Genomic DNA, 11,819 nt, shown 5'->3' with positions numbered 1-11,819 from the left:
TTAGAGGTTCCCCGTCACCAAATTTAAAATTAAAAGTACAGATGCCAATATACCTCCAAATAATGCCAATGAAGCTGTTAGGTTGTCGGCTGTTCCAATTTGCCTGATTTTCATCGGTTCCAAATACAAGATGTCATTGGGCTGAATAAAATACCAGGGACTTCCTAGCAAGGCCCGGTCATTGAGATTGATTTGATGGATTTTGGTGCCACCATCGTATTGTCGGATCAAAAAAAGTTTGTTCTTTTTTCCCAAAAGGGTAGTCTCTCCAGCATTGGCCAAAGCGTCAAACAAAGTAGCTCTGTTTTTAAAGATAATCTGAACTCCCACGCTGTTGAATTCTCCCAGTGTGGTATATCGGATCCCTGCAATTCTCAAGCGGACATAGACATCATCTTTGAAATAGGCATTGATCGCCATTTGTACCACTTCTTTCGCGTCCTCCTCGTTCATTCCTGCAATTTTCACTTTTCCCAACCGTGGAATATCCACCATGCCCTCTTTGTCTATGGAGTACCCGGTCATGTATAATGGATCACTTCCCTGACCTCCTCCAGCTCCTCCCATTCGCATTCCACCCATATTCCCACCACTGTTCTGAAAGCTAAAACCTTCCACCAAGGTGGGGTCTGAACTTGCAAAATCAATCTGTACTATATCGAAAGGTTGTAATATATACTCGTAGTCTACTTCTGCGAAAGGAATGAATTCATCCAAGTCAATAGCAGTGCTGTCTGAGAGGTTTTGTAAATAGGTAATGCGTTTGTTGCTGATACAGGAACTCACCAAGGCGGCAAGGAGAATCAAAAAAGAAAGATGCTTCATGAAATAGGACTGATCAATCGGTCAAAGATATGTAAATCTGATAATCCACAAGGGTAAGGATAAGCAAATTATCAAAAGCAGAAGGCATTTCCTGCCTGGGATTTTTTCCACTTGGGAATTCAGGTTTTTCATTTCATTTTCATCGATCCCAGACGTCCTTTTATTTCCAAAATCCAAAAGGTTTTTCTTCCTTAATCCCGAATAGCTCTCGAGAAATTGCCCAATAAAAGTATATTAGCCCTATGCAAATCCGAAAGGGTACACAAGAGGATCTTCCCCAAATCATTGACTTACTCAGGGTAAGTTTGGGAGAAAGCTTCATCCCAAAATCCCTCCAGCTTTGGACTTGGAAGCATGTGGAAAATCCCTTTGGAAAATCTCCCATTCTCCTTGCAGAAAATGAAAATCAACTGATCGGTATACGGGCTTTTTTACGCTGGGAATTTGTCTGGAAAGGAAAAACCCTTCAAGCCTGTCGGGCTGTAGATACGGCGGTTCATCCTGAATTTCAAGGCAAAGGGATATTCACCCAACTCACCCGACAGCTGATTGAGCAGATGAAAAAAGAAGGAATAGATCTGATTTTCAATACGCCTAACTCCAAAAGTACCCCGGGGTATTTAAAAATGGGTTGGGAGAAATGGAACAGGCTGCCTGTGGAGATGGGTTTTTGTTTCGATTCTTTTTTATCTGTCAAGAAACAAGCCCTCCCCTCCGACTGGACCAGTGTGGAGCTTTTGGTCAGGCAATTTGAAAGTCAAAAGGAATCCGGCCAAGCAATCAAAACCCATGCAAGGAAAGGATATATTTTTTGGAGATACAGAGATTGCCCTATTTTCCAATACCAAGTGGTGTCAGATGAAAAAAATTACTTACTTATCTACCGCATCAAAGAAAATGCTTGGGGAAAAGAATTCCGGATTTGTGATTTTTTTATCTCAGAAGACAGCTCTGCGGCAGTCTTGGTAAATGCTAAACAAGCCCTTAAATCCGCAATAATTCACAGCGGAGCAAAATGGATAAGCCAGTCAGGATTGTTAAAAAACAACCTAAACCTAAGGCTCTCGGCTACTCTTCCCATAGGGCCTTGGGTCACCCTCAGGGAAATGAAGGCCGAAATTCAACCCGCTTCCCTACCTTGGGCTTGGAGTCTTGGAGATCTGGAGTTGTTTTGACGGTGGATAGGCAATGGGCTATAGCCCATAGTATCTGGTCCCTTGTACCCATCCATAGAAAGGGGATTTTTAGCCTATTCAAAGCATGGCCATTGGGGTGGATGGGAAGGATGGAATGGATAGGAGGCAAATTCAATCTCCTATGTTCAAAGAATAGGACTTGAATACGGACAGCCATAAGTGTAGCTAACCTAAATAAGTCAAATTGCAAATTGGGGCAAACTGTGCAAAAAGCTCCGGATCGAAAACCCCTTACCCAGGGTAACCATCAGGACCCAAGCAGCAAAGCTAGGGAGGGAAGGGAAGACCCCAATAGAAGCAACACATCAATCACCTAGGGCAAAACACCTGCGCTGCCCCGGAACCTTGAGCTGAAAATGGTAGCTTTTGCCAACAAGAAGAAAGAAAGGAATTCTCAAAAGTCAAGTTTCAAAGTCAAAGAGCAAGGGTAGAGGATTCATCTCCCCTGACCCGTGTCGAGTGGGAGTTGGTCCCGGCAAAACCTTGTAAGCATTGCTCAGGCACTGGAGGCTGTCTCAAAAGTAGAGTTTGCAATCTTGAGTCTTAGCTATTCTTCGGACATACAAAAAGGACTCGACCGGTCATTATCCTTTGCGTGGGATTCTGGTTATCTTGACCACTTGGGTGACCAGAATCTCGAAATCGAAGGGTCAGGCTGCCAGGGAAACGAAGTATGAGACCGTCCCCTGCCTGAAGATTTGCGCCCTTGAGAGACTTTCTTCAAGAAGAGACGTACTCTTCCTACTCAGGGGGTTGAGGCAACCTATGATTTGAACAAAAAGGATTCTTTATTTACCTTTTGGCGACCATTTCATCACCTACATGACCGGAACTTTTACGATCAGTCTTGATTTTGAACTCCTTTGGGGGATTTTTGACAAAGTAGGCACCCGATACCATCCAGAATACTTTTCCAATACCCGAAAAGTCATCCCTGAGATGCTGGACTTGTACGGAAAAATGGGCATATCCGTCACGTGGGCTACCGTAGGGATGCTTTTTGCAGATAACGAAGAGGAATGGAAATCCTATTCTCCGGAATTTCTTCCCTCCTATCGGGACAAAAAGTTATCTGCATATGCATGGGCGAAGGCCTACGGTTTGAGGCCTGAGGTGCATTTTGCTCCTGAATTAATCCATCAGATTCTGCAAACACCCGGTCAGGATTTGGGCTCTCACACCTATGCCCACTACTATACCTTGATGAGAGGACAAAGCCCGGAGCAATTTCGGCAGGACCTTCAAGCGACCCAGAAAATCGCCAGGGAAAAGTTTGGCGTCAGCCTCAAGTCGCTGGTTTTTCCAAGAAATCACATCAACGAGCTCTATCTGGGGATTTGCCTTGAAGAGGGCTACGAATTTGTCCGTGGCAACCCCAAAAACTGGTTCTGGCAGGAAACCCAGCATGAGAGTTTCAGCAAAAAGCTATTTCGATCGGCTGACTGCTTTTTTCCCTTAGGATCCAGATCCTCCTATGCTGAACATGAAATCAAAGAGTTTACTGGAGAACCCCTAATTCTACCCGCTTCAAGAATTCTACGTCCGCTTTCCAAGGGAAACAGGCTTTTCAACCACATTCGGCTAAGTCGGATTCTCGCAGAAATGGAATACGCAGCCAAAAACGGAGAAGTATACCACTTGTGGTGGCATCCACACAATTTCGGCCATGACCCCAAACAGAGTATGCTGGAACTGAAAAAGCTACTATTTCATTTTTTGACCCTCCAGGAAAAATATGGCATGGAATCGCTCAGCATGGAGGAATTGGGAAAAAGAGTCAAAAACAGGCTGATTCCTGCCTGATTTCCGGAAAGTTCTGAAAACATCCGGAGGATTTCCAATTCAGGGCTAGCAGGTGAGGTAAGATAAAAGAAGGATCCTCTGGAATCCATTGAAGTCAGAATCAGCCCTCGCTTATTTTGTGTTATTTTTCAATACCTGCACGTAGATTTCTTCCAATTGAGCCACCATCCGTTTCATGCTGAATTGGTCAATCACCTGTACTCTTGCATTTTGTGCCATCTCACGATGCAGCTTTGGATCTTCCAAAAGCCGAATCACGTACTTTTCCAGGTGTTCCCACTCGTCCACTTCTGTCAAAAACCCTTGTTTACCATGCTGGATCACCTCACCGATTCCTCCTGCTCGTGTGGCAACAACGGGCACCTCACAGGCCATAGCTTCCAGCATAGCGATGGGTAAGCCTTCAAATTCTGATGTGCTTAAATAGATATCCATCAAATTGAGAAAAGGAATCACCTCTTTTTTAACTCCGACCAGGTGAAAATTGCTCTGAAGTCCGGATTCCTTGATTTGATCCTCAATCCTGCCTCTCCACTCTCCATCTCCTACGAGTAAAAAGTGGGCGGAGGGGTATTTTCTTAAAATCCGAATAGCCAAATCCACCCATAGCCAAAGTCTTTTCTGGGATCGAAAGACGGCCACTTTGCCGATAATCGGAGCCCCTTTGGGTATCTTCAACTCTGCCCGGAGATGGAATAGCTTTTCCTCAGGGAAAATACTACTTGCATTTTCAGACCCCGCAGAAGGTCTCTGGTCAGGGTTGGATCGTTGTACTAGTCTCTTTTCTGATTCCCAATGAGCAAAAGAGAAAGCACCTTCCTCAGTGGAGGAAAAAAATCGCTGGAAGGTATCGGTGTTTACTCCGTTTTGAACCACCCTTACCTTGAGGCGTCCACCTCTTTTGTATGGATCCCAAATGGAATTCAGTTGCATGGATAGCGCCACTTCGTTGGAAACAGCCACTGCTACATCCTGATTTTTGAAGGTCAGACGGTTTCCCCAAAAAGAGACCTTATTGTATCGATCCCAGGTATTATGCTCTGTGTAAACGATAGGGATGCTGATTCTTTTTCCAACAGAACGAGCCAAGATACCTGCCCAGGGAAGGTGGGCATGAATGAGGTCAAACTTTTGATCCTGAATAAATTTCCGAACCTTCTGTACCTGAAAAAACAAGCCCAAATTGCCAGAAGGAATCAGATGCACCTGGATGCCGGCTGCCTCCAATTCATCTACGATGTTTTGCTTTTGGTAAAAAAAGTAAAGACAATGAAACTCAAACCGTTCTTGATCATGCACAAGAGCCGTTTCAGGAATTAATTTCTCGGCCCCTCCCCTTCCCAGGGATTTAATGAGGTGAAGTATTTTGATTTTGGAAGACAATTCAACTAGATCAAGCATACAAACCTACTAAAAGCAGGGCAAGGCGCAATTTTCAATGGTTCAATTTTCAATCAACAATCCTTCTGCATTGAAAATCCAGAATTGTGAATAAAAGGAAAATCCATAGTCCGTGATTCTTTATCCTCACCAAACAAGTCCTAAGCCAATGGGGAAGGGAATCCCGACTAGAGAGCTTGTGCTATCCCATCCCTAGGCATCCCCGGAGAGGTGTCCAATTTAACCCCTTGGATTAATTCTTGAGCTAGGTGCATCCCCAAAAGCACCACCGCTATTCATCCCTCTCCGTTTGGAAACGAGAGCCCGAAACCAGTACAGGGAAAAAGCATGGACCTGTCCGGATTCCAGCAGAACGGGATGAATCCTTGAAACCGAGCAAGCAAAGGGGAAAAAGAAGCCTATTCAATGGGCCTTGAACAAAGAAAGGGGCAGCGGTCAAAGGTTCCCTTAGGCTATTTGGGCAAAGTGGAAAGCTGAAGCCAGAATTCTTCAATTTTGAGAATGGATCTCAGGAAATCCCCCATATCCAAAGGCTTGGTGACATAGCTGTTACAATGTTGTCTGTAGGCTTTGTCGATGTCGTAAGGATTGCCTGACGTGGTCAGCATGATCACAGGGATCTTCTTTAGCTCCTCATCCAATTTGATTTCTCTCAACACCTCATGCCCATTAAACATAGGAATATTGATATCCAACAAGATGAGGTCAGGTCTCCTAGCCTGCTGAAAAGGTTCACGACGGAAAAGAAAATCCAAAGCTTCCTGTCCATTTCTTGCTATGCTTAATTCTGTCTTTATTTTGCTTTCTTCAAAGGCCTCCCTGGTAAGGAAGATATCTCCTTCGTTATCTTCGACCAATAAAATGTGCGCTATTTTCATAGTGTTTGTAATTTACAAAGGCTGCAAAGCATCCCTCAATCCTAGGAGGAAATATTCAAGCCCCTACCTCCTGCAAAACAAAGGATCGAATTGCCCTAAACCTTGGCTTGCCAATTTTCTTTTCATTTAAACGATGTTTTTTGAAATAGTGAAGAAAAATGTAGTTCCTTCACCGGGCTGAGATTCCAACCAAATCCTTCCTCCCAAATATTCGATGCATCGCTTGGCAATAGAGAGTCCTATTCCGCTTCCCGGATATTGATCACGATTATGCAGACGCTGGAAAATATTGAAAATCTTCTCATGAAACTGATGAGGAATTCCAATTCCATTATCCTGAACGGAAAACTGCCATTCAGAATGCCCCGACTCGAATGAAATTCTAATTTCCGGTGAGACTCCTTCTTTTTTGTACTTGATGGAGTTGTCCAGAAGATTATGAAAAATCTGGACCATCAGGGTTTTGTGTGTCTTTAAAGTGGGTAGAGAATCTGCTTGAATACTTGTATTTGTTTCACTTATTATTTTCCTGCGCAGCAGTTGATATTCCTTCAGAAATTCATTGAGATCCACCTCCTCAAGTTCATCCGTGGGTCGATTTGCTCTTGAAAACTCCAATAGATCCAAAATAATTTGCTTCATTCTTCTGGCACCGTCCGTGGCAAAGCCTATGTACATGAGAGCTTTTTCATCCATTTGGTTTCCATACTTCCTTTGGAGCTGATCCATAAAGCTGGAAATCATCCGTAGTGGTTCCTGCAAGTCATGAGAGGCCACAAAGGCAAATTGCTCCAACTCTTCATTCGAGCGTTTTAAATCCAAAGCTTGTTCGTTTAGTGACTGGTTTAGGAGAACCAGTTGCTGTTCAAATTTTTTTCTTTCGGTAATGTCCGTCATAGCTCCAACCATCCGTACGGGCTTTCCCGCTTCATTACGGATAATTACTCCCCGATCAATCACATAGATCAGCTGCTTATCTTCATTTTGGATCCGGTATTCCATTTCCCAGCGGTTGCATTCGGGATCCGCGAGGGCGAAATTGATGCTGTCCTGAATCGGTTTTAGATCTTCAGGATGAAATCTGTCCATCCAAAATTCACTTTCCTCCATATGCTTTAAGGTGCCTTTTCCAAAAAACTTTTCAATGGCACTTGACCTGAAATAAGTTCCAGCTTCTATATCCCAATCCCATATGGCATCATTGGTAGCCTCAGTTACCTTTTCAAATCGTTCATTGGCTTTCAATAGCCTCAAATCTGCTTCTTTTCTAAGCGTAACATCTTTGAAATAAACCGAAAGGGATTTGGCATAGGGATAGGCAGAGACCTCAAACCACTTTCCCAGCTTAGGATAATTGGCCTCAAAGGTGACCGTATTGCCTGTGGCTACGGCCAGCTGATATTGCTGATAAAATTCACTGTCGACGGCGTCCGGGTATTCCTCCCACAAGTTTTTCCCCAAGATTTCTTCCCGCTTTTTGCCCAAAAGTATTTCAGCTTCCTTGTTCCAGTAGGTGACTACCCATTCCTTGTTTACGCTAAAGAAGGCGTCACCTATACTTTCCAAAATCTGCTTTTTTTCCTCATAGGCTTTCTTAAGCTGTTCGGCTGCCTGCTTTCTTTCATCGATATTTTTGAAATAAACCGACACGCCTCCTTTGGATGGATAGGCATTTACTTCATACCAGCATTCGTCTCCCGGGAAGAAGTATTCGAAGGACTGGGATTGGCCGGTGGCTACTACTTCCTGATAGACCGTTTCTAATTGGGTTGCTTTGGCCGCGGGGAAGAGTTCCCAGATTATTTGACCCAATACCCGGGATTCCTTCTGATTAAGGAGGCGTTCTGCTTCTTTGTTGAAATAGGTAAATCTCCACTCAGCATCCAGAGCATAAAAGGCATCTGAAATGCTTCCCAGGATTTCACGAATTTGCAATTCCAATGATTTGGAATTGTGAATATCCTGAAAACTGCCAAAGACCCTTACCGGTTTGTCGCGGATTTTTTCACACTCGCCAATTACGCGTACCCATTTTTGTTTTCCATCCGGATTGCAAGTCAGCACCTCTTCATCAAAGGGAATTCCTTTGACAATCAGGAGGTTCATTTTTTCCTGAATCCTTCTTCGGCTTTCTCCTACACAGAGGTTGATAGCTCTACTGAAGGTAGGAATGAAAGATAGATCCAATTGAAAAATATGGTAAGTCATGGGAGACCAGTACATGAGTTCTTCCCCTTTTGGATTCAGCAAGTTCATTTCCCAGCTACCTATTTTTGCCAAAAGAGTGGCTTGGGTGAGCATATCTTCATTTTTTGCCTCTTGGGTAATATCCAGCACCACCGAATTGTACACCACGGTACCATCTGTAAGGAAGCTGGGAGTTCCTGTTCCCAGTAAGGTCTTCATCTCTCCGCTTGGAGAAATGCTCTTATAGCGACAAATCCAGGTCGTTTTTTGATTTAGAGAATCGGAAATACTTTTTTGAACCTCTTCGTATTCTCCTCCGGCTTTGGTCTGATTCCATACCAGTTGGATATCTTCCATCACCTCCTGAGGACGGTATCCCCACACTTTGTGTGCTCCTTTGGAAACATTTCTCAGCGCATCCGTTCCGTCCGGGAAGACATAATATTGAAATACCACACCTGGAAGATTGTCTGCCAGAGACTGAAGGCGCAATTCTGCCTGTTTTCGCTCGTGGATATCCTGAAAGCTCCCAAATATCCGCACACATTCCCCCTCAATAAATTCAGCACTGCCAATTGCTCGGACCCAACGCTCATTTTTTTTGGCACTGACAAGAACCGCTTCAAAATCAAAAGGCTCCCCTTTTTCTATACAAAGATTTACTGAATCAGCCACCATGGCACGAAAATCTTCCCGGTAAAAATCAATACTGCCGGTAAGCTTAGGCTTGAATGTTTCCGGGTCAGTTTCGTGAAGCTGATGAACCATTTCACTCCAGAAAATTTTTTCTTTGAGCAAGTCCACTTCCCAACTTCCAATACTTGCCATTTGGGAAGTAATCCGGTTGAGCTCCTGCAGCTTTTTCTCAGTGGTCATGTTTCTCGCAGTGGCATAAATTAACCCCTCCTGCATATTGGCTTTCGCTGTCCAGCTCAACCATCTTATTTCCTTACTTTTAGTCAGAAAGCGATTTTGAAAAGCAAGGGAATCCCTCCCTTTTTCCAAGGAGGAAAAAATCCGGGAGGATTCCTCCCTTTCTGAGGGTAAGACAAAATCTTCGAAGGAATGATAGAGAATCTCTTCCTCGGGATATTCCAATAGCTCAGCGCTTTCCTTATTTACCCATAAAAATTTACCCTGAAAATCAAGAATGCAGATCATATCCGGCACGGATTCATAGAGGTGAGTGAGGTTGTTTTCGAGCTGCTTCCGGTTGATTTCCGAACCGATGAAATTATGGAAGTGAGAAAAAAGAGTCTTGTACTGTTCCAGTTTGCCGTGATTTTCTTTAGTTCCAATCAATAAAGCCCCAATTACCTCTCCCTTGTTGATCAATGGAATTCCCAAAACTGTTTGCAGGTTGATTTTTTCGGCGGCTTCTTTTCGGATAAAATCATTCTTTACTACAACAGCATCCCACAATAGCTGCCCCTTGGACTCCCATACTTTTCCAGGCAAGCCTTTTCCCAAAGCGAATTGGGGGTTTTCATTGCTGATCTGGTAGAACACCTCGTCATCGGCAGATTGAAAAAAATGACTCAAATACAATATTTTACTTCGGTCAAGATTTACTGTCCATAATTCCACCCAATCAAAATTTCCGAAACTTCCTATGGTGTTGCACAGGTTTTTGCATGCCATGCCAAAATCTACTTCATTGTGAAAATTCAAGCTGATTTCTGCCAGGAGTTCTCGTTCTCTATCTTTTATTTTCTGCTCTGTGACGTCACGCTGTACAGATATCCAGTGGCTGGGTTTGCCCTTCTCTGTGCCCACCGGGCTAATGGCAAAATTGACCCAAAACGGCTTACCTTCCTTGGTGTAGTTGACCATGGTCACTTCGGTAGACTCCCAATTCCTGAGCTTCTCTCCCATTTCTTTGATCTGCTCGGGATTGGAATCCGGACCCTGAAGAATTCTTGGGTTTTTGCCCAGTATTTCTTCGGAAGTATATCCGGTTACCTTGGTAAAGGCCTGATTGACATAGATGATTTTTGGACCCGGCTCATCCAATGGCTCGCCTTCCGTCATGATGATGGCGTCTGTCGTACTATTGATGGCTTTTTTGAATAGGTGAAGTTGCCGTTGCTCCTCTACTTTCTCTGAAATATCCCGGGAATTGGCTACGATTCCTCTTACCGCCGGATTATCCATCATATTGGTCAATACTGTTTCAATCCATCTCCACTCTTGATTTTTCGTTTTGAACCGAAACGGTTCTACCTGAACCTTTTTCGAGGTCCCTATCTGCACCAGTCTTTCCATGGTCCTCTCCACATCATCCGGATGAATAAATTCAAAAGCACTTCTTCCCAAAAACTCATCGGGATGAATTCCCAAAACGGTCAAACTGGTAGGACTTACATATAGATATTCCCCCTCCTCACTCAAAATGGCGATCAAGTCTGAGCCCTCCTGGACCAAATCCCTGAACCTCTGCTCGCTCAGTTGGAGAAGATGTTCTTGCTCGATCTTTTCTTTGCCATCCCTGGCAACACAATACATCATTCTGGACTGAGTGTCCCATCGAGCAGACCAAAAATTATAGGCAAGTTCACCGTTTTTCTTTTTGTATCTATTGGAAAATGACTTGATCTCCTTACCCTTTAATATAGCTTCTGCTATTTCTTCGGTCTTGGAAATATCTTCCTCCAGAATCAAATGGACATAAGGAGTCCCCACCAACTCCTCAGGAGCGTATCCCCAATGCGACCTTGCTGCCTCACTTACAAATACAAATCTCCCACTGCTATCAATTGTACAAAAAACATCCAAGGATGAATCCATTAACTGGTGAGCTTCAGACCTTTGCTTGACGATTCGACTGATATCTCTGGATAGACAGGCTACACTGACTACCTGACCATTCTCTTCCAGCACAGGATTGAAAACCACCTGATTGTAGCTGATCTCCTGACTTTCCGGATGCAAAAAGTGCTCTTCAAGCTCAAATTGAGCACCTGAAAGAGCCTTATGATAATATGCAGCCCACTTTTCAACATATCCTGAACCAAAGCCTTCAATGAGAACCGATTCATTCAGCTTTTTCTCTTTTCCAGTTACTTTTTGCATCAATTCCAAATAAGCTTGATTGGCATAGATCAGCTTCAATTCTGGATCGATCATCCAAATCAAATCTTTGGACTGTTCAAAGTATAGGTTGGCTATTTGGGTAGGAACTTTCATTTTTCAGATAATTTACAAGGGAATAAGACAATCCCCTCATTGAAAATCTAAATGAACGGCTAATTTCCATAAACAAATTAACTAAAATATAAAAAATTTTGCAAGCGGAAGCTCTCCCCATTAATTGATTCTGGAAGGAAATGGGCTTTTCTCTAGACTAGCCAAAATCTACAAAATCCCATATCTAAGCTTTTTACTTCCATTGAAAACGAATAGACCTAATTGAAAAAACTCAATGAATATCCGCTTTCCTACCTATGAAAAAGTAAGGTAAAGCTAGAATCTCACCTGGAGATGCCAGGGACTGGGGACTGTTTTCCGCAGGCGATTATCCCCACCGTTG

The 11,819-nt window shown here is 43.6% G+C and carries 6 protein-coding genes; 2 read left to right on the top strand and 4 right to left on the bottom strand.

The window, feature by feature from the left end:
• On the bottom strand, positions 1–825 hold the full coding sequence (locus AAA943_RS11120) for a polysaccharide biosynthesis/export family protein (RefSeq protein WP_338224319.1): 825 nt from the start codon (positions 823–825) through the stop codon (positions 1–3).
• Positions 826–1,067: 242 nt separating this feature from the next.
• On the opposite strand from AAA943_RS11120, the gene AAA943_RS11115 reads away from it, so the two are divergent.
• Positions 1,068–2,000: a GNAT family N-acetyltransferase gene (locus AAA943_RS11115; protein ID WP_338224318.1), complete on the top strand. Its 933-nt coding sequence runs from the start codon at positions 1,068–1,070 to the stop codon at positions 1,998–2,000.
• 843 nt (positions 2,001–2,843) lie between these two features.
• Entirely contained in the window at positions 2,844–3,824 is a 981-nt protein-coding gene (locus AAA943_RS11110) for a polysaccharide deacetylase family protein (protein WP_338224317.1), read from the top strand.
• 111 nt (positions 3,825–3,935) lie between these two features.
• On the opposite strand, the gene AAA943_RS11105 is transcribed toward AAA943_RS11110, so the two are convergent.
• From AAA943_RS11105 to AAA943_RS11095, 3 genes are all read right to left on the bottom strand, one after another.
• Positions 3,936–5,225, bottom strand: coding sequence for a glycosyltransferase (locus AAA943_RS11105; RefSeq protein WP_338224316.1), 1,290 nt, complete (start codon positions 5,223–5,225; stop codon positions 3,936–3,938).
• Positions 5,226–5,677: 452 nt separating this feature from the next.
• On the bottom strand, positions 5,678–6,103 hold the full coding sequence (locus AAA943_RS11100; RefSeq protein WP_338224315.1) for a response regulator: 426 nt from the start codon (positions 6,101–6,103) through the stop codon (positions 5,678–5,680).
• A 126-nt stretch (positions 6,104–6,229) separates the two neighbouring features.
• Positions 6,230–11,476 (bottom strand): PAS domain S-box protein, encoded by a 5,247-nt coding sequence (locus AAA943_RS11095; RefSeq protein ID WP_338224314.1) that lies wholly within the window; start codon positions 11,474–11,476, stop codon positions 6,230–6,232.
• Positions 11,477–11,819 lie beyond the last annotated feature (343 nt).

The sequence above is a fragment of the Algoriphagus confluentis genome, from assembly GCF_036245625.1.
GTDB classification, from domain to species: domain Bacteria; phylum Bacteroidota; class Bacteroidia; order Cytophagales; family Cyclobacteriaceae; genus Algoriphagus; species Algoriphagus confluentis.
Note: the sequence above shows the minus strand (reverse complement) of the source record. Positions and strands in the feature narration are given on the sequence as shown.